Annotated in this window: 22 protein-coding genes; 6 read left to right on the forward strand and 16 right to left on the reverse strand. The window is 60.3% G+C overall.

The window, feature by feature from the left end; all coding sequences use genetic code 11:
* Nucleotides 1-11: 11 nt before the first annotated feature.
* From metW to CAF65_RS11460, 6 genes are all read right to left on the reverse strand, one after another.
* On the reverse strand, nucleotides 12-632 hold the full coding sequence (metW, locus tag CAF65_RS11435) for a methionine biosynthesis protein MetW (RefSeq protein WP_057398144.1): 621 nt from the start codon (nucleotides 630-632) through the stop codon (nucleotides 12-14).
* A gap of 7 nt (nucleotides 633-639) precedes the next feature.
* Nucleotides 640-1779 carry a homoserine O-acetyltransferase gene (locus tag CAF65_RS11440; RefSeq protein WP_085716370.1) on the reverse strand — a complete coding sequence of 380 codons (1140 nt, stop codon included), beginning with the start codon at nucleotides 1777-1779 and terminating at the stop codon, nucleotides 640-642.
* Between the two features lie 110 nt (nucleotides 1780-1889).
* Complete coding sequence (locus CAF65_RS11445) at nucleotides 1890-2186, reverse strand: DUF167 domain-containing protein (RefSeq protein WP_085716371.1); 297 nt, start codon at nucleotides 2184-2186, stop codon at nucleotides 1890-1892.
* Between the two features lie 4 nt (nucleotides 2187-2190).
* Nucleotides 2191-2781 (reverse strand): YggT family protein, encoded by a 591-nt coding sequence (locus CAF65_RS11450; RefSeq protein WP_085716372.1) that lies wholly within the window; start codon nucleotides 2779-2781, stop codon nucleotides 2191-2193.
* Between the two features lie 10 nt (nucleotides 2782-2791).
* Complete coding sequence (gene proC, locus CAF65_RS11455) at nucleotides 2792-3610, reverse strand: pyrroline-5-carboxylate reductase (RefSeq protein WP_085716373.1); 819 nt, start codon at nucleotides 3608-3610, stop codon at nucleotides 2792-2794.
* Between the two features lie 35 nt (nucleotides 3611-3645).
* Nucleotides 3646-4344: a YggS family pyridoxal phosphate-dependent enzyme gene (locus tag CAF65_RS11460; protein WP_085716374.1), complete on the reverse strand. Its 699-nt coding sequence runs from the start codon at nucleotides 4342-4344 to the stop codon at nucleotides 3646-3648.
* A 56-nt stretch (nucleotides 4345-4400) separates the two neighbouring features.
* Between CAF65_RS11460 and CAF65_RS11465 the strand changes: the two genes are divergently transcribed.
* Nucleotides 4401-5435, forward strand: a complete 1035-nt coding sequence (locus CAF65_RS11465) for a type IV pilus twitching motility protein PilT (protein WP_085716375.1) — start codon at nucleotides 4401-4403, stop codon at nucleotides 5433-5435.
* Between the two features lie 85 nt (nucleotides 5436-5520).
* Here the strand turns inward: CAF65_RS11465 and CAF65_RS11470 are convergent, their stop codons facing one another.
* Nucleotides 5521-6141, reverse strand: coding sequence for a C40 family peptidase (locus tag CAF65_RS11470; protein ID WP_085716376.1), 621 nt, complete (start codon nucleotides 6139-6141; stop codon nucleotides 5521-5523).
* 251 nt (nucleotides 6142-6392) lie between these two features.
* Between CAF65_RS11470 and CAF65_RS11475 the strand changes: the two genes are divergently transcribed.
* On the forward strand, nucleotides 6393-6812 hold the full coding sequence (locus CAF65_RS11475; RefSeq protein ID WP_085716377.1) for an NINE protein: 420 nt from the start codon (nucleotides 6393-6395) through the stop codon (nucleotides 6810-6812).
* A 94-nt stretch (nucleotides 6813-6906) separates the two neighbouring features.
* On the opposite strand, the gene CAF65_RS11480 is transcribed toward CAF65_RS11475, so the two are convergent.
* From CAF65_RS11480 to gshB, 9 genes are all read right to left on the reverse strand, one after another.
* Nucleotides 6907-7305 carry a hypothetical protein gene (locus tag CAF65_RS11480; RefSeq protein ID WP_085716378.1) on the reverse strand — a complete coding sequence of 133 codons (399 nt, stop codon included), beginning with the start codon at nucleotides 7303-7305 and terminating at the stop codon, nucleotides 6907-6909.
* A 62-nt stretch (nucleotides 7306-7367) separates the two neighbouring features.
* Nucleotides 7368-7583, reverse strand: coding sequence for a hypothetical protein (locus CAF65_RS27910; RefSeq protein ID WP_143492093.1), 216 nt, complete (start codon nucleotides 7581-7583; stop codon nucleotides 7368-7370).
* A 322-nt stretch (nucleotides 7584-7905) separates the two neighbouring features.
* The gene (locus CAF65_RS11485; RefSeq protein WP_085716379.1) at nucleotides 7906-9177 is read right to left on the reverse strand and encodes a dihydroorotase; all 1272 of its coding nucleotides are present in this window, start codon (nucleotides 9175-9177) and stop codon (nucleotides 7906-7908) included.
* On the reverse strand, nucleotides 9174-10178 hold the full coding sequence (locus CAF65_RS11490) for an aspartate carbamoyltransferase catalytic subunit (protein WP_085716380.1): 1005 nt from the start codon (nucleotides 10176-10178) through the stop codon (nucleotides 9174-9176). Before CAF65_RS11490 ends, CAF65_RS11485 begins: the two co-directional genes overlap by 4 nt.
* 27 nt (nucleotides 10179-10205) lie before the next feature.
* Complete coding sequence (gene pyrR, locus CAF65_RS11495) at nucleotides 10206-10709, reverse strand: bifunctional pyr operon transcriptional regulator/uracil phosphoribosyltransferase PyrR (RefSeq protein ID WP_008019953.1); 504 nt, start codon at nucleotides 10707-10709, stop codon at nucleotides 10206-10208.
* A gap of 79 nt (nucleotides 10710-10788) precedes the next feature.
* Entirely contained in the window at nucleotides 10789-11226 is a 438-nt protein-coding gene (gene ruvX / locus CAF65_RS11500; RefSeq protein ID WP_085716381.1) for a Holliday junction resolvase RuvX, read from the reverse strand.
* Complete coding sequence (locus CAF65_RS11505; protein WP_043302493.1) at nucleotides 11226-11798, reverse strand: YqgE/AlgH family protein; 573 nt, start codon at nucleotides 11796-11798, stop codon at nucleotides 11226-11228. The genes ruvX and CAF65_RS11505 overlap by 1 nt, the downstream gene beginning before the upstream one ends.
* Nucleotides 11799-11901: 103 nt before the next feature.
* Nucleotides 11902-12801: an energy transducer TonB gene (locus tag CAF65_RS11510; RefSeq protein ID WP_085716382.1), complete on the reverse strand. Its 900-nt coding sequence runs from the start codon at nucleotides 12799-12801 to the stop codon at nucleotides 11902-11904.
* 64 nt (nucleotides 12802-12865) lie between these two features.
* Nucleotides 12866-13819 (reverse strand): glutathione synthase, encoded by a 954-nt coding sequence (gene gshB / locus CAF65_RS11515; RefSeq protein ID WP_085716383.1) that lies wholly within the window; start codon nucleotides 13817-13819, stop codon nucleotides 12866-12868.
* 268 nt (nucleotides 13820-14087) lie between these two features.
* On the opposite strand from gshB, the gene pilG reads away from it, so the two are divergent.
* The 4 genes from pilG to CAF65_RS11535 all read left to right on the forward strand — a co-directional run bounded on the left by pilG (nucleotide 14088) and on the right by CAF65_RS11535 (nucleotide 17591).
* Nucleotides 14088-14492 (forward strand): twitching motility response regulator PilG, encoded by a 405-nt coding sequence (gene pilG, locus CAF65_RS11520; RefSeq protein WP_085716384.1) that lies wholly within the window; start codon nucleotides 14088-14090, stop codon nucleotides 14490-14492.
* A gap of 57 nt (nucleotides 14493-14549) precedes the next feature.
* On the forward strand, nucleotides 14550-14915 hold the full coding sequence (pilH, locus tag CAF65_RS11525; protein ID WP_085716385.1) for a twitching motility response regulator PilH: 366 nt from the start codon (nucleotides 14550-14552) through the stop codon (nucleotides 14913-14915).
* Nucleotides 14916-14925: 10 nt separating this feature from the next.
* Nucleotides 14926-15465 (forward strand): chemotaxis protein CheW, encoded by a 540-nt coding sequence (locus CAF65_RS11530; protein WP_085716386.1) that lies wholly within the window; start codon nucleotides 14926-14928, stop codon nucleotides 15463-15465.
* A gap of 65 nt (nucleotides 15466-15530) precedes the next feature.
* Complete coding sequence (locus tag CAF65_RS11535) at nucleotides 15531-17591, forward strand: methyl-accepting chemotaxis protein (protein ID WP_085716387.1); 2061 nt, start codon at nucleotides 15531-15533, stop codon at nucleotides 17589-17591.
* Nucleotides 17592-17607: the final 16 nt, after the last annotated feature.

Consider the following 17607-nt stretch of genomic DNA (forward strand, 5'->3'; position numbering starts at 1 on the left):
AATAGGGTGGATCAGACCGCGACCTTGTGGTCGGAAAGTCCCGGGCTGCTGACGCGGTAGATTCCGATCTCACCTAACAGATTAGGCCATAGCTTACTGGCCCACCCGTGCCGATGCTGTTGATCCACGGCAAGTCGATCAATGACCTTCGCTTCACGTTCGCGACACAAGGCTTCAAAGTCCGCGAAGGTGCAGAAGTGAATGTTGGGCGTGTTGTACCAGGTGTACGGCAGGAACTCGGAAACCGGCATCCGGCCCTTGCTCGCCAGGTACCAGCGGCAGCGCCAGTGACCGAAGTTGGGGAAGGTGATGATGCACTGGCGACCGACGCGCAGCATTTCGTCGAGGATCCTGTCCGGGTAGTGCACCGCTTGCAGTGCCTGGGTCATGACCACGATGTCGAAACTGTTGCTGGCAAAGTTGCCCAGGCCCTTGTCCAGGTCCTGTTCGATGACGTTGATGCCCTTGGCCACGCACTCGGCGATGTTGTCGGCGTCGTTTTCCAGGCCATAACCGGTGACTTGCTTGTTATCGCGCAGCCAGGTCAGCAGTTCGCCATCGCCGCACCCGAGGTCGAGCACTCGGCTGCCGGCGGGGATCCATTCCTGGATGATTTCCAGATCAGCTCTCATGGCTTTCTCACAGCGTAATGCGGTTCATGTAATTGCCGAATGCCTGCAGATAGCGCGGGATCGGAATCAGGAAGGCGTCGTGGCCTTGCGGTGCGTCGATCTCGAGGTAGCAGACGTCCTTGCGCGCGGCCATCAGTGCATCCACCAGTTCCCGCGAGCGGGCAGGGGAGAAGCGCCAGTCGGTGGTGAACGACATCACGCAGAACTTAGCTTTGGCACCTTCAAAGGTTTTCGCCAGGTTATCGTCGAAGTTCGCCGCCGGATCGAAGTAATCGAGCGCTTTGGTCATCAACAGATAGGTGTTGGCATCGAAGCGCCCGGAGAACTCTTCACCCTGATAGCGCAGGTAGCTTTCAACCTGGAACTCGACGCTGTGGAAGTCGTAGTTGAGCTTCTCGCTCTTCAGCCCGCGGCCGAATTTCTCGCCCATGGAGTCGTCGGACAGGTAGGTGATGTGCCCGACCATCCGCGCCAGCATCAAGCCGCGCTTGGGGATCACGTTGTGTTCCTGGAACGAACCGCCGTGGAATTCAGGGTCGGTGAGGATTGCCTGGCGCGCCACTTCGTTGAACGCGATGTTCTGTGCCGACAGCTTGGGTGCCGAGGCGATGGCCAGGCAGTGACGGATGCGGTCGGGGTAGGTGATGCTCCATTGCATCGCCTGCATGCCGCCGAGGCTGCCGCCGATCACGGCCGCGAACTGAGCGATGCCGAGACGATCTGCCAGACGCGCCTGGCTGTGCACCCAATCCTCGACGGTCAAGACCGGGAAGTCGGCGCCGAACGGCTTGCCGGTCTCGGGGTTGATGCTGCTCGGGCCGGTGGAGCCGTTGCAGCCGCCGAGATTGTTCAGGCTGACCACGAAGAACTTGTTGGTGTCGATTGGCTTGCCGGGGCCGATGCAGCTGTCCCACCAACCGGGCTTGCGGTCGTCGGGGCTGTGATAGCCGGCGGCGTGGTGGTGCCCGGACAAGGCGTGGCAGATCAGCACGGCATTGCTCGCCGTGGCATTCAGCGTGCCGTAGGTTTCGTAAATCAGGTCATAGGCCGGGAGCGAACGTCCACAGGCCAAAGCCAGTGGCTCGCTGAAATGCGCCACTTGCGGCGTCACCAGACCAACAGAATCGGGGGGAAAGGCAGCTGGCATCGACCCTGCTCTCATTGAAATGAGGCGTAAGTCTAAAGACCGCTGGGGTTAGCGGCAAGCAAAGGTCGGGCCTGATTGTTTCCTGTCAGACCGAGGCGCGGCCATCGCGGTCAGCCAGGCTGTCGCACCAGTCCCGGCAAATCCGGCAACTTCTTCGGTGAGCAGATTCGCACCCGTTTCTGCCGGTTCAACTCGCCACTGATCAGGCTGACCTGGCTCTTGGACACGCCAAAGGCCTTGGCCAGAAAGGCTATCAGGTACGCGTTGGCCTTGCCCTCGACTGGCGGCGCGGTCAGGCGGATCTTCAGGCGATCGCCGTGCAGCCCGCAGAAATCATCGCTACGGGCTGCCGGTTGCAGGTGACATTCCAGAATCAGGTCGTCACCGTCCCAGCGAAACCAGCTCACCGGGTCAGATCAGCACGCGGAGGATTGCCGGCATCATGGTCATGGCGGCGAGGTTGTTGATCACCAGCATGTCAATCAGTTTGATCGCCAGGAACGCAAAGATCGGCGACAGATCAAGCCCGCCAAGGTTTGGCAGGAACTTGCGGAACGGCGCCAGGGCCGGTTCGCAGATGTCGTTCACCAGTTCGGCGCCCGGGTTATGGCTGCCCGGGGCGACCCAGGACAGGATCACGCTGATGATCAGGGCAAAGAAGAAAATATTCAGGAACAGCGCGGTCACACCGATGATCGACCAGATCAGCAGTTGCAGCGGGTTGCCGGTAGTGCCGTAGGTCAGCAGCAGGGTCAGGGCCATCAGCGCCAGTTGCACCAGGATCGCCAGCACCAGCGAGGACATGTCCAGACCGAACACGCTCGGGATGATCCGACGCAGCGGCTTGAGCAGCGGCTGGGTGGCCTTCACGGCGAATTGGCAGATCGGGTTGTAGAAGTTCGCCCGCACCAGTTGCAGCACGAAGCGCATCAGCACGATCAGCAGGTACAGGCTGCCGAGGGTTTGCAGCACGTAGACCGCTGCGGTGTTCAATCCAATCATGAAAAGCTCCTTATTGACCCAGTTGTTCGGCCATCTCGGCCGAGCGATGCGCGGCAGCGCCGAGTGCTTTTTCAACCAGGGCTTCAAAGCCATTGGCCTGGAACGACTTGATTGCAGCTTCCGTGGTGCCCGCAGGCGAGGTGACGCGGCGGCGCAGCTCGGCAGCATCGACGTCGCTGGAGACCGCCATGTGTGCGGCGCCCAGTGCGGTTTGCAGCGTCAGTTGCGCGGCGATGTCCGCTGGCAGGCCGAGTTTCACGCCGGCAGCGGTCATGGCCTCGATCAGCAGGAAGAAATACGCCGGGCCCGAGCCGGAAACGGCGGTGACGGCGTCCAGTTGCTGCTCTTCATCGAGCCATAAGGCGATGCCGACCGCGGATAGCAGCTCCTGGGCCTGCTGACGCTGTTCAGCTGACACTTCGGCTGTTGCGAACAGGCCGCTCGCGCCCTGACGCACCAACGCCGGGGTGTTGGGCATGCAGCGCACGATCGGCTGGGCACCGAGCCAGTTGTTCATGCTGGCGCAGGTGATGCCCGCAGCAATCGAAACCACCAGTTGATCGGGCTTGAGACTTGGGCGCAGGGCTTCGCACACGGCTTTCATCGCCTGGGGCTTGACCGCGAGGACGACGACGTCGGCGCCATTGATGGCCTGGGCGTTGTCGGCGAAGGTTTCGATGCCGTGTTCAGCACTCACGCGGGCGCGGGTCTCTTCGCCCGGATCGCTGGCGCGGATCTGTGCGGCTTCCAGACCCTTGGCCCGCAGGCCGCCAATCAGGCTGGCGGCCATGTTGCCGGCACCGATAAAGGCAATACGTGTCTTGCTCATGTCAGGTCCTTATTCAGAAGTGTGTCAGCCATGGTTCATGGCTGGCCGTAGTCGCGGGCACCAAACAGGGCCGTACCGATGCGGACCCAGGTGGCGCCCTGGGCGATGGCCGACTCAAGGTCGTGGCTCATGCCCATGGAAAGTGTGTCGAGCGGCAGGTTCAGGCTGGCTTGCAGGCTTTTGATCAAGTCGCGCACGGCAGCAAACGCGGCATCCTGGGCGGCGCGATCTTCAGTCGGCTCGGGGATGGCCATCAACCCGCGCAACTTCAAGCGCGGCAGGGCGTTGATGGCACTGGCCAGGGCCGGCAGGTCGGCCGGGGTGCAACCGGATTTGCTGGCTTCACCGCTCACGTTGACCTGAATGCAGATGTTCAGCGGCGGCAAATCGGCGGGACGTTGTTCGGACAGGCGTTGTGCGATTTTCAGGCGATCCACGGAATGCACCCAGTCGAAGTGCTCGGCGATAGCACGAGTCTTGTTCGATTGAATGGGGCCGATGAAGTGCCAGATCAAGGGCAGGTCGGTCAGTTCGAGCTGCTTGCCCAGCGCTTCCTGCAGATAGTTCTCGCCAAAGTCGCGCTGGCCGGCGGCGTAGGCTTCACGCAGGTCTTGTGCGGGTTTGGTCTTGCTCACGGCCAACAGCTGGACGCAGTTTTCGGCGCGGTTGGCGGCGAGTGTCGCGGCATGGATGCGCGAACTAACTTCGAGAATGTTGTCTGCTATGGTGGACATCAAGAGGCGCCAGCGGTCTGAAGGTTCGCGGCATTCTACTGGAATTGAGGGGCGCAATGGATATCACCGAACTGCTGGCGTTCAGCGCTAAACAGGGCGCGTCCGACCTGCACTTGTCCGCCGGCCTGCCGCCGATGATTCGGGTGGATGGCGATGTGCGACGCATCAACCTGCCGGCCCTGGATCACCAGCAGGTGCAGGCGCTGATTCATTCCGTCATGAACGACACCCAACGGGTGGACTTCGAGAAACACCTGGAAACCGACTTTTCCTTTGAGGTGCCCGGTGTGGCGCGTTTTCGGGTCAATGCGTTCAATCAGAACCGTGGCGCGGGCGCCGTGTTTCGCACCATCCCGTCAAAAGTGCAGAGCATGGAAGAACTGGGCATGGGAGAAGTGTTTCGCAAGATGACCGACGCTCCCCGTGGCCTGGTGCTGGTGACCGGCCCGACCGGTTCCGGCAAATCCACCACGTTGGCGGCGATGATCGATTACCTCAATACCCATCGCCATCACCACGTCCTCACCATCGAGGACCCTATCGAATTCGTTCACGAGTCGCGCAAATGCCTGATCAATCAGCGTGAAGTTCATCGCGATACCCGTAGTTTCGCCACCGCGTTGCGTTCGGCACTGCGGGAGGACCCGGATGTGATTCTTGTGGGGGAGATGCGCGATCTGGAAACCATCCGCCTGGCGCTGACTGCTGCTGAAACCGGCCATCTGGTGTTTGGCACGCTGCACACCACGTCGGCAGCGAAAACCATCGACCGGGTGGTCGACGTGTTTCCGGGGGACGAGAAGTCGATGGTGCGCTCGATGCTCTCCGAATCGCTGCTGGCGGTGGTGTCCCAGGTGCTGGTGAAGAAGGTCGGTGGCGGGCGCATCGCGGCCCACGAGATCATGCTGGGGACATCGGCGATCCGGAGCCTGATCCGCGAGGACAAGGTGGCGCAGATGTACTCGGCGATTCAATCGGGAGGGGCGTTGGGAATGCAGACGCTGGATATGAGCTTGAAGGGCTTGGTGGCCAAGGGCTTGATCAGTCGTGATCATGCACAGGAGAAGGCGCGGTCACCGGATAATTTTTGATAATCCAGAAACGCCATCGCGGGCTTGCCCGCGATGAGGCCATCATATTCAAAGCAATTCCCGAGGCCGACCCCGGAAGTTCAAATCAGCGCTGAACAACCCGCAACTGATTCGGCTCTTTCGGCAGAACCCGTTTGGCAACCACGTAGTGGTTTTCCCAGTACGGTTTCTTCAAAGTGTCGATGGACACCGACTTGCCACGACGTGGCGCGTGGATGAAACGGTCGTTGCCCAGGTAAATGGCAACGTGATTGACCCGACGGCTCTTGATATTGAAGAAAATCAGGTCGCCCGGCTTCAGGTCGTCGCGATCGACTTTCTCCCCATGACCGCTGGCCATGGCGTTGGAGGTGCGTGGCAGGTCGAACGTGGCGTCGTTGAACGCGTATTTCACCAGGCCGCTGCAATCGAAACCTTTGCTTGGGCTACTGCCGCCCCAACGATAGGGAGTGCCAAGGACGTTCACGGCGCGACTCAGCACGTTGCTGCTTTCCTTGGTGCCCATTGCTGGAACCAGGCCGCTTTTGTCGCTGGCCAGAGTCGGAGCATATTTGGCGGATTTTTTGTCTTTGCTCGAAAGAGCAGAAACATGGGGTTTGGGGGTGTAACCATTAACGTTGGGAAGACGTTGCTCACGATTGGTGGCGTGGGCGGCCAGTGGCATCAAAAGGCAAATGGTTAGCCATGTCTTGAAAAATGAACGCATTAGGCAAGGCTCTTAATAAGTTAGCGCGCAACTTTATAACAGCTTTTTTGCCGCTTCCGAGGCCGTTGGTCGATTCAACCTGGGGGACAATGGCGGCAAAATAGCGGCAAATAGGCGCGATTGTCCGACACAAGTCAGGTGTTACAAGGCTTTGACGGGAGTGAAGGTAGCACCTGCCATACGTCGGGTGCCTGTAAAAAAGTCACAAAGAAATGAAGAATATTTATCTATCGCGCGAATCGAGGTCATTCATGAACCCCTATCAACAGGCTGTCCAGCAGCAAGATACCCACAGCAAAGTGATCGGTTACCTGCTGTGGATTTTCGGTTTTACCGGCGCTCATCGCTTCTATTACGGCAAGCCGGTGACCGGGACGATCTGGTTCTTCACCTTTGGCTTGCTGGGTATCGGTTGGCTGATCGACGTTTTCCTGATCCCGTCCATGGACCGTGAAGCGGACCTGAGGTTCACCGCCGGGCCGATCGAATACAACGTGGCGTGGATTCTGCTGACGTTTCTCGGGGTGTTTGGCGTGCACCGGATGTATCAGGGGAAATGGATCAGTGGGCTGCTGTACCTGCTGACGGGCGGGTTGTTCTTTATTGGCGTGCTGTATGACTTCTGGACGTTGAATGACCAAGTCTCCGTGCGTAACGCACAGAGTCGCTGATTTCTGCGGCGAGGGGGCAGGCCCTCTCGCCGCAGGGTTTACGTCTGGTGATTGATCCAGCTATCCGTCTGCTTGAGTTACAGCCTATGAGTGGTTACTGAAATGCTTTCAGTAATTGAAGCTGAAGCGTTAAAAATGCCATTGTGCTGAAGCTGTATAAGATTGAAATGATGAAGTGGTTTGGGATGGTCCAGTAATTTATGCTGTCGGCGAGAATCGCAAGCGATGCAACTGCAACTATTAATGCTGATATTTTTATCAAGGTTGAATTGGTGTGGCGGGCTTTTCTGTATAAAAATATTTGCATTAGGTGAAATATGAATAACACTAAGCCCGCAATCAGGATTGCGCCTATTGGTATTCCGATTGAGTCTCGATCTATGTCGTAAATGCCTGCGCTCAAATTTCTTTCTATGGTGAATATTGCTACGCTGGAAGTGATCGCTAAAAGTAAAGGGTAGATGTAGTTCAGGTGTTTGTAGAGAGTCTTCATGTGGCTCTTCCTGAGTGTAGAAAGCTCATAAGTAAAGGCTTTTATACCACTTTTCGTTTTAATCAATCATGGAGCATATCCATTGCGGCTGAGGAGATGACGGGGCCATCGCGCAGTGGCGGTGAGTAAGTTTGCCCGTCGTTGGTGATGATGGCTTCACCGGCTTCATGCCAGTCTGCAATCGAGTGGGCTCCCCAGTTGAACCCAGGGTTAACTGTAAAGCCGCCTGATTTTTCCTTAGCTGTTTTTATACTAAATGATGGGTGTTGAATCTGCATTCAATAACTTTGTAGGCTGTTTCTGTATGTTGCGAAGTTCCTTTCGCGCGGGTGATGAGAAGTCAGGAATTTCTGTTCGCTGGATGGTTTTATTCGCCGTCGCTTGTAGAAATGTTCTTGATGCGGATGTGCTGTTTTGGGAAAGACAGTGGAGGAAGGGCAGGAGGGCTGCATGACTTCTGGACATTGAGTGACCAGGTTTCACTGCGTAATGCACAGAGTCGCGGTGCCTTTTAGTAAGTCTCGCGAGCAGGCTCGCTCCCACAGAAGAATGCATTGCAATGTGGGAGCGAGCCTGCTCGCGAATGCAGGCGACGCGGAGTTAGGCCTGGTGACTGATTCGTCCATCCACCAGGGTGTAACGCACCACGCCCGGCAGGCTGTGGCCGATGAACGGGCAGTTTTCACCTTTGGACAGCCAGCTTTCACCCGCCAGGGTCGAGGCCGTCGGGTCGAACAGCACGATGTCCGCCGCACCACCCGCCGCCAGTTTGCCTGCCGGCAGGCGCAAGGCCTCGGCAGGGCCGACGCTCAGGCGTTTCAGTAGCGTCGGCAGGTCCAGCAAGCCGTCTTCGACCAGGGTCATTGCCAGTGGCAGCAGCAGTTCGACGCTGCTGATGCCCGGCTCGGTCGCGCCGAACGGTGCCAGTTTGGCGTCACGCTCGTGGGGTTGATGGTGACTGGAGATGGCCGAGACCACGCCCGATTTCACCGCTGCGCGCAGGCCCTCGCGATCGGCGCGGGTACGTAGCGGTGGCTGGACGTGATAGAGGCTGCTGAAATCGATCAGCGCTTCGTCGGTCAGGATCAACTGGTACAGGGCGACATCCGCTGTGACCTTCAAGCCACGGGCCTGGGCCTGAGCGATCAGGGCTACGCCGCGAGCGCTGGTGAGCTGGCTGAAGTGCGCGCGCACGCCGGTCTGTTCCACCAGCAGCAGGTCCCGGGCCAGGGCCACGGTTTCCGCGGTTTCCGGAATGCCCGGCAAGCCAAGGAAGCTGGCGGTAGGGCCTTCGTGAGCCAGGCCGCCCTCGGCCAGGTCGTGATCCTGGGAGTTGAAAATCACTGTCAGGTCGAAAGTCGCTGCGTATTCCAGCGCCCGGCACAGGGTGCGGGTATTGCGGAAACTCTCCAGGCCATTGCCGAAGGCCACGCAGCCGGCATCTCGCAGTGCTACCAGCTCTGCCAGCTGTTCACCGTCCAGACCTTTGCTCAGGGCGCCAATCGGGAAGACTTTGGTGTTGCCGGCCTCACGGGCGCGGTCGAGGATCAGTTCGGCCACCGCGGAGGTGTCCAGCACCGGTTTGGTCTTCGGCGGGCAGCACAGGCTGGTCACGCCGCCAGCCGCCGCCGCGCGGGTTTCGCTGACAATCGAGCCTTTGCGGCTATAACCCGGCTCGCGCAGGGCAACGTTGAGGTCGACCAGGCCGGGAGCGGCCACCAGGCCTTTGGCGTCGATGGTGTCGACAGCGACAAAACCGGCTGGCGCAGCACCAAGGGCGACGATCTTGCAGGCTTCAATGTGGATATCGGTCACTTGATCCAGGCCACTGGCCGGGTCGATCACGCGGGCGCCGAGAATGCTGAGCTTCACTGGGCTTTCTCCTGCTCGAATTGGCGTTGCGCAGTCTGCCCGCTCATGGCCATGGACAGTACCGCCATACGAATGGCGATCCCGTAGGTCACCTGGTTGAGGATCACCGAGTGCGGGCCGTCGGCCACCGCCGATTCGATTTCCACGCCACGGTTGATCGGCCCCGGGTGCATCACGATGGCATCGGGCTTGGCGCCGGCCAGGCGCGCGGTGGTCAGGCCGAACAGGCGGTAGAACTCGCCTTCGCTCGGCAGCAGGCCGCCGGTCATGCGTTCACGCTGCAGACGCAGCATGATCACCACGTCGACGTCTTTCAGGCCTTCGGTCATGTCGGTGTAGACCTTCACGCCATATTGCTCGATACCGATCGGCAGCAGGGTCTTCGGTGCGATCACGCGGATGTCCGGGCAACCGAGGGTTTTCAGGGCCAGCATGTTCGAGCGCGCAACCCGCGAATGCAGGATGTCGCCGACGATGGCCACCGAAAGGTTTTCGAAGCCGCCCTTGTGCCGGCGGATGGTCAGCATGTCGAGCATGCCCTGGGTCGGGTGCGCATGCCGGCCGTCACCGCCGTTGATGATCGCCACTTGCGGGCAAACGTGTTCGGCGATGAAGTGCGCGGCACCGGAATCGCCGTGGCGCACAACGAACATGTCGGCGGCCATGGCTTCCAGGTTGCGCAAGGTGTCGAGCAGGGTTTCACCCTTGCTCGCCGACGACGTTGACACGTTGAGGGTGATCACGTCCGCCGAGAGCCGCTGGGCCGCGAGTTCGAAAGTGGTGCGGGTACGGGTCGAGTTCTCGAAGAACACGTTGCACACGGTCTTGCCGCGCAGCAACGGGACTTTTTTCACGGCCCGGGCGCCGACTTCGAGGAAGGAGTCGGCGGTGTCGAGGATTTCCGTCAGCAGCTCGCGGCGCAAACCGTCGAGCGAGAGGAAGTGGCGCAGCTGGCCCTGATCATTGAGCTGCAGCGGGCGCTTGGTTTCTAGAGGCGTCATCGCAAGGGGGACTCTCAATAGGGCGAATTAAAGGGCGAGGTCTTGCAGTTCGAGCGCGAGCTCCGGGCCGGACAGCTTCACCCGTTCGTGGGCCGCCAGCGACAGGGTGGCGCCAACCACGTTCGGGCGGATCGGCAGTTCACCGGCGTCCAGGTCCAGCAGGCACACCAGCGTCACGCTGGCCGGGCGGCCGTAGTCGAAGAGTTCGTTCATGGCGGCGCGGATGGTCCGGCCGCTCATCAGCACGTCGTCGATCAGCACCAGGTGCTGGCCTTCGATCTCGAACGGCAGCGCCGAAGGGCGAACCTGCGGGTGCAGGCCGCTCTGGCTGAAATCGTCGCGGTAGAAGGAAACGTCCAGGGTGCCGAGAGGCTCCGCGCTGCCCAGTTCCTTGAGCAGGGCCTGGGCCACCCAGACGCCACCGGTGCGGATGCCGATGAAGCGCGGGTCGCTAATGCCTCGTTTGGCCAGATAGGCGTCAAGTCGAGTCGCCATTTGGCTGATCAGTTCGGCGGGATTGGGCAGGCTCATGGTTGCTCCTTCTTGGGCCCGGGCCGGTTGTGCTGCTGGTGGCTCGGGTTGTAGCTAAGTAGAGGCGCGCAGCGGCTCTTCAGGATTCGAACAGTGCGCCATTCTCGTCGAGCCAGCCTTGCAGCAGCAGGGCGGCGGCAATGGCATCGACCGGGTTATCGCGGTAACTGCCTTTCTGGCCGCCACGAGCCAGGCGTTCGCCCTTGGCCTCGAAGGTGGTCAGGCGTTCATCGTGGGTATAAAAGGGCAGGTTGAAGCGTCCATTAAGGCGCCGGGCGAACTTTTCCGCGCGGGCGCACATGTCACTGGGCGTGCCGTCCATGTTCAGCGGAAGGCCGACGACCACGGCATCGGGTTTCCATTCTTTGATGAGCGCTTCGACCTGATTCCAGTCAGGAATGCCGTTCTGCGCTTTCAGGGTGCACAGCTCGCGGGCCTGGCCGGTCACCACCTGGCCGACCGCAACGCCGATCTGTCTGGTGCCGTAGTCGAATCCGAGAATCAGCCGCAGGGCCATCAGGCGTGCCCTGCCTGGCTGGTGAGCAGGCTGAGGTTGATGCCAAGGTGTTTGGCCGCTGCTTCCAGGCGCAGCTCGCTGCTGGTGTTGAACAGGATGTCGGCGTCAAACGGGCAGGTCAGCCAGGCGTTCTGCGCCAGTTCGGCCTCCAGTTGCCCGGCTTCCCAACCGGCATAGCCGAGGGCAATCAGGCTTTTTTCCGGGCCGACGCCGTCAGCGATGGCGAACAGTATGTCCTGGGTGGTCGACAGGGATAAGTCGTCTTCCAGATCAACGGTTGCCTGGAAAGTCTTGCCCGAAGGGTGCAGGACAAAACCGCGATCGGTCTGCACCGGGCCGCCGATAAAGATCGGCACATGCTGGCAGAGCGCCGGCGGTTCGATATCCGGGCGCAATTGCTCGAGGATATCGGCCAGGTTCAGCTCTTGCGGACGGTTGACCACCAGCCCCATGGCACCATTGGCCGTGTGCTCGACGATGTAGGTCAAGGTGTGCGCAAAGTTCGGGTCGGCCATGTGTGGCATGGCGATCAGGAATTGATGCTTGAGGTAGCTGGGGCTGACGTTTTTCATGTGCGCTAGTGTGGCGTTCGGGGGGCGAACTGACAAGCTGGGGATGCATGGGAAATGCCCCGAAACCCGCCAATAACTCAGATTCCTGTGGGAGCGGGGGTGTTCAATTACTGGAGAGGCGATCGCCGCGGGCAAATTTCCAGGTGCGGATGATCTCCAGTCGGTCAACATCCGACAAATCCCCGGTAAACGGTGCGAATGGCGCTGCCAGCCGGACAATCCGCTGCGCGGCCTGGTCCAGCAGCGGCTGGCCGGAAGACTCCAGCACCAGCACTTCATACAGCGAACCGTCGCGATTGATCGATACCATCAGGCGCAAGTTGCCGTAGATCTGTTTGCGCCGCGCTTCATCGGGGTAGTTGAGGTTGCCGATGCGCTCGACTTTCTTGCGCCATTCGTCCTTGTACCAGGCGCCCTTGTCGCGCATGGTCGAGGCCGCGCTCAGGCGGTGAATGCGCGGGCGTTTGGCGTATAGCTGTTGTTCGGCGGCCAGTTCCGCTTCGAGGCTGGCGATGTCACTGGACAGCTGCTCGCTGTCGAACGTCGGCGCCTGGACCTGGGGTTTGACCTCGGTCTTGGGCTCCTCGGTCCTGGCGGGGGCTTTTTTCGGCTTCGGCGCCACGGTGGTCACGGCCGCCTTCGGTGGCGCTTCCTGCACGTCAGGCTTTGCGGCCGGCGGTGGTGTGACCTTCTGTACCTTGTTGTCCTGGAATGGCGCGACCTCGGTGGTCTTGGGAATCGCCTTTTTATCCAGGGTGCCGCTGCCTTGCTGATTCTCCTGGGCCAGGAAATCGGCTTTCTCAGGCTTCTTTTCGCTTTTGAAGGTGGCGAGGGTGATTTCCAGGGTTTTGCTGATCTGTTTGGGCTCGACCACTGCAAACCCGACACCCAGCAGCAAGGCCAGGTGGATCAGCGCTGCCAGAAACAGGGTAAAACCGAGGCGATCGACCGGGCGCACGCCACGGTGGGCGAGTTCGGCAGGCAGATCGGACGGGAGTGTCATGACAAGGAAACCAACATCGCGTTTTCACAGGCCGCGCATGATAACGCAATGTTGGTTTGGCTAATCAACGAGCCTTGAGCTTCTGATCGATGGCATCCATCAACAGGCCGCCGATGTCGGTGCCGAACGCATTATCGATCTCGCGAATGCAGGTCGGGCTGGTGACGTTGATCTCGGTCAGGTGCTCGCCGATCACGTCCAGACCCACGAACAGCAGGCCCTTTTCACGCAGGGTCGGGCCGACTTGTGCCGCGATCCAGCGGTCCTTGTCGGTCAGCGGTCGGGCTTCGCCACGGCCACCGGCGGCCAGGTTGCCGCGGGTTTCGCCCTGGGCCGGAATCCGCGCCAGGCAATAATCCACAGGCTCGCCGTCGATCATCAGGATGCGCTTGTCGCCGTCTTTGATCGCTGGTAGGTAGGCCTGGCCCATGATCTGCTGGGCACCGAGGGCGGTGAGGGTTTCGAGGATCACTGACAGGTTCGGATCGCCCGCGCGGTGACGGAAAATCGACGTGCCGCCCATGCCGTCCAGCGGCTTGAGGATGACATCGCCGTGTTTGGCGGCGAACTCACGCAGTACGTCGGCGCGGCGGCTGACCACGGTCGGCGGCGTGCACTGCGGAAACAGTGTGGCGAACAGCTTTTCGTTGCAGTCGCGCAGGCTTTGCGGCTTGTTGACCACCAGCACACCGGCGCGCTCGGCCTGTTCCAGCAAATAGGTGGAGTAGACGAACTCCAGGTCGAACGGCGGATCCTTGCGCATCAGGATCACGTCCAGATCGCTCAGCAACGCATCGCTTTCAGCGCCCAGTTCGAACCATTTTTCCGGGTTGGCAAACACCTGCAGCGGACGCATCCGCGCCCGCGCCTGGCCTTCGCCCTGATACAGGTCGCGCTGTTCCATGTAGAACAGCTCCCAGCCACGCTTCTGCGCGGCCAGCAGCATGGCCAGCGAGCTATCCTTTTTATAGGAAATGCTGGCGATAGGGTCCATGACAATCCCGACGCGAACGCTCATGGGTGTTTCCTCGAAATTGGGGGGCTATGTCGATCTCTGTAGGAGCGAGCTCGCTCCTACAAAGGGCCGTATAAAAGTGGCGTCAGAGTGGCGCCGAGTGTGTTCCCGGTCAAGGAAAAACCACCTTGCAAGCCGGCCGATAGATTGGTTTTGGAGACTGTGCTAAAAAGGCTGCCATGTCGTGCTAGCCCTTGAACATCAAGGGTTTCGAGCCGCGTTAACCGGCAAACGGACAATTTGTTTCGCAAAGGCGACGGTAGAGCATTTTATGGAACAGCATCCCAGCGCCTTGAAGGTCATGGTGATCGACGATTCGAAGACGATCCGTCGCACCGCCGAAACGCTGCTCAGGAGCGTGGGTTGTGAGGTCATCACGGCCATCGACGGTTTTGATGCCCTGGCCAAGATTGCCGATAACCACCCCGGCATCATCTTCGTCGACATCATGATGCCGCGTCTGGATGGCTACCAGACCTGCGCCCTGATCAAGAACAACAGTGCGTTCAAGTCCACGCCGGTGATCATGCTGTCGTCCAAGGACGGGCTGTTCGACAAGGCCAAGGGGCGCATCGTCGGCTCCGACCAGTTTTTGACCAAGCCTTTCAGCAAGGAAGAATTGCTTGATGCGATCCAGGCCCATGTTCCTGGTTTCGCTGCCGTTTTGCCGCAGTAGGACACGCACAGTGACGCTCGGCCATCGGGCCCGGCGTCGACAAGAATGGGGAAGACCATGGCACGTATTCTGATCGTCGATGATTCGCCGACCGAAATGTACAAACTGACCGGCATGCTGGAAAAGCACGGTCATGAAGTGTTGAAAGCCGAAAACGGTGCCGACGGTGTCGCCCTGGCCCGCCAGGAAAAGCCCGATGCGGTTCTGATGGACATTGTCATGCCCGGCCTCAACGGCTTCCAGGCGACCCGCCAGTTGACCAAGGACCCGGACACCGGGCATATCCCGGTGATCATCATCACCACCAAGGATCAGGAAACCGACAAGGTCTGGGGCACGCGCCAGGGTGCCAGGGACTACCTGACCAAACCGGTCGATGAAGACACCCTGATCAAGACCCTGAACAACGTGCTGGCCGGTTGATCGTCAGGCCATGAACGAGTCGCTGACGGCTTTCGAACTGCTGCTGCAAATCGACCAGCGCTGTCGGTTGCTGGCGGCGGACTTGCCGTCACAGCCAACCCGGCGGGACAGCTGGAGCGGCATCGGTTTTCGCCTGGGCGAGCACTGGTATGTCGCACCCATGAGCGAAGTCAGCGAAGTCTTGCACGAGCCGCGCCTCACTCAGCTGCCGGGGGTCAAACCCTGGGTCAAGGGAGTCGCCAATCTGCGCGGGCGTTTGCTGCCGGTCATGGACTTGTGCGGCTTCTTCGGGCACGAGCTTTCGGCGGTGCGCCGTCAGCGGCGGGTGCTGGTGGTGGAACATGAAGAGGTTTTCGCCGGGTTGCTGGTCGATGAAGTCTTCGGCCTCCAGCACTTTGCCCTGGACAGCCTGGAGCCGGTGCCGGCAGATGAGTTGAAGGGGACGATGGCGGCGTTTGTCAAAGGCCGGTTTCAGTGTGAGCAGTGCTGGCAGGTGTTCAGCCCGCTTGCATTGACGCAGTCTCAGGGGTTCATGAACGTCGCGGTGTGACAGGAACAACACAGATCCAATGTGGGAGCGGGCAGGCCCGGAAATGGGTTAACAGGCGAGGACCGATGATAAAAGCAAAAGCAGGCAAGCCAATGGAAGGGTCGCGCAGCAGGTCGCAGATTATCGTGCTGTTCATCGCGCTGATCGTCTTCATCATGCTGCTGTTCGCCAATTTCGCGTACCTCAACACCCAGGCTACCTACGACAAACAGTACATCGGCCACGCCGGCGAACTGCGCGTGCTGTCCCAGCGTATCGCCAAGAACGCCACTGAAGCCGCCGCCGGCAAGGCTGCCGCGTTCAAGTTGCTCAGTGATGCGCGCAACGATTTTGCCCAGCGCTGGGGTTATCTGAAGAAGGGCGACCCAGCCACCGGCCTGCCGCCTGCCCCCGTCGCCGTGCGCCCAGAGATGCGCGCGGTGCAACAGGACTGGGAACGCCTGCTGAAAAATACCGACGCGATTCTCTCCAGCGAGCAAACCGTACTGTCGCTGCATCAGGTCGCCGCGACCCTGGCCGAAACCGTGCCGCAGTTGCAGGTCGAGTACGAAAAAGTCGTCGAGATTCTCCTGCAACGGGGCGCCCCGGCGGCCCAGGTGGCGATGGCCCAGCGCCAATCGCTGCTGGCCGAGCGGATCCTCGGCGCGGTCAATACAGTGTTGGCCGGCGACGAAAATTCACAGCAGGCCGCCGATGCGTTCGGACGTGACGCGACGCAGTTCGGCAAGGTGCTCAACGGTATGCTCCAGGGCGACCCGGCGCTCAAGGTCAGCCAGGTCGAAGACCGCGACGCCCGTGCGCGACTCGCGGAAATCTCCGAGTTGTTCGAGTTCGTATCGGGTTCGGTGGACGAAATCCTCGAAACCTCGCCGGAACTGTTCAAGGTTCGCGAATCGGCCTCGAACATTTTCAGCCTGTCGCAAACCCTGCTCGACGAAGCCTCGCACCTGGCCAGTGGTTTTGAAAACATGGTCGGCGGGCGTACCACCGACACCATAGGCGGTTATGTGCTGGGCCTGTTGGCGCTGGCTTCGATCATCCTGATTGGCATGGTGATGGTGCGCGAAACCAATCGCCAGTTGCGCGAAACCGCCGAGAAGAACGAGCGCAACCAGAACGCGATCATGCGCTTGCTCGACGAGATCGAAGACCTGGCCGACGGCGACCTCACAGTGACGGCCTCGGTGACCGAAGACTTTACCGGCACCATCGCCGACTCGATCAATTACTCCGTCGACCAGCTGCGCGATCTGGTCGCGACCATCAACCTCACTGCCGGCCAGGTGGCCGCCGCCGTGCAGGAAACCCAGGCCACCGCCATGCACCTGGCCCAGGCTTCGGAACATCAGGCCCAACAGATTTCCGAGGCCTCCATGGCGATCAACGACATGGCCGAGTCCATCGACCAGGTGTCGGCCAACGCGGCTGAATCGTCGGCGGTTGCCGAACGCTCGGTGGAAATCGCCAACAAGGGCAACGAGGTGGTGCACAACACCATCCACGGCATGGACAACATTCGCGAGCAGATCCAGGACACCGCCAAGCGCATCAAACGCCTGGGCGAGTCATCCCAGGAAATCGGCGACATTGTCAGTCTGATTGATGACATTGCCGACCAGACCAACATCCTTGCCCTCAACGCGGCCATCCAGGCGTCCATGGCCGGTGACGCCGGTCGTGGTTTCGCCGTGGTCGCCGATGAAGTGCAGAGGCTGGCCGAGCGCTCATCCGCCGCCACCCGGCAGATCGAAACCCTGGTGCGGGCGATCCAGACCGACACCAACGAAGCGGTTATCTCCATGGAGCAGACTACGACCGAGGTGGTACGCGGCGCCCGGCTGGCGCAGGATGCCGGTGTGGCCCTGGAAGAAATCGAAGGCGTCTCCAAGACGCTCGCGGCGTTGATCCAGAGTATTTCCAATGCGGCGCAACAGCAGACGTCGTCAGCCGGTCAAATCTCCCTGACGATGAACGTGATCCAGCAGATCACTTCGCAGACGTCCTCGGGCTCCACCGCCACTGCCGAAAGCATCGGCAACCTGGCGAAAATGGCCAGTCAGTTGCGCCGTTCGGTGTCCGGTTTCACCTTGCCGGATGCCAAGGCACAGGTTGTGGACAAAGCTTGAACCGCCCATAGGTGTA

Source organism: Pseudomonas sp. B28(2017), assembly GCF_002113025.1.
In the GTDB taxonomy this organism is placed as follows: Bacteria; Pseudomonadota; Gammaproteobacteria; order Pseudomonadales; family Pseudomonadaceae; genus Aquipseudomonas.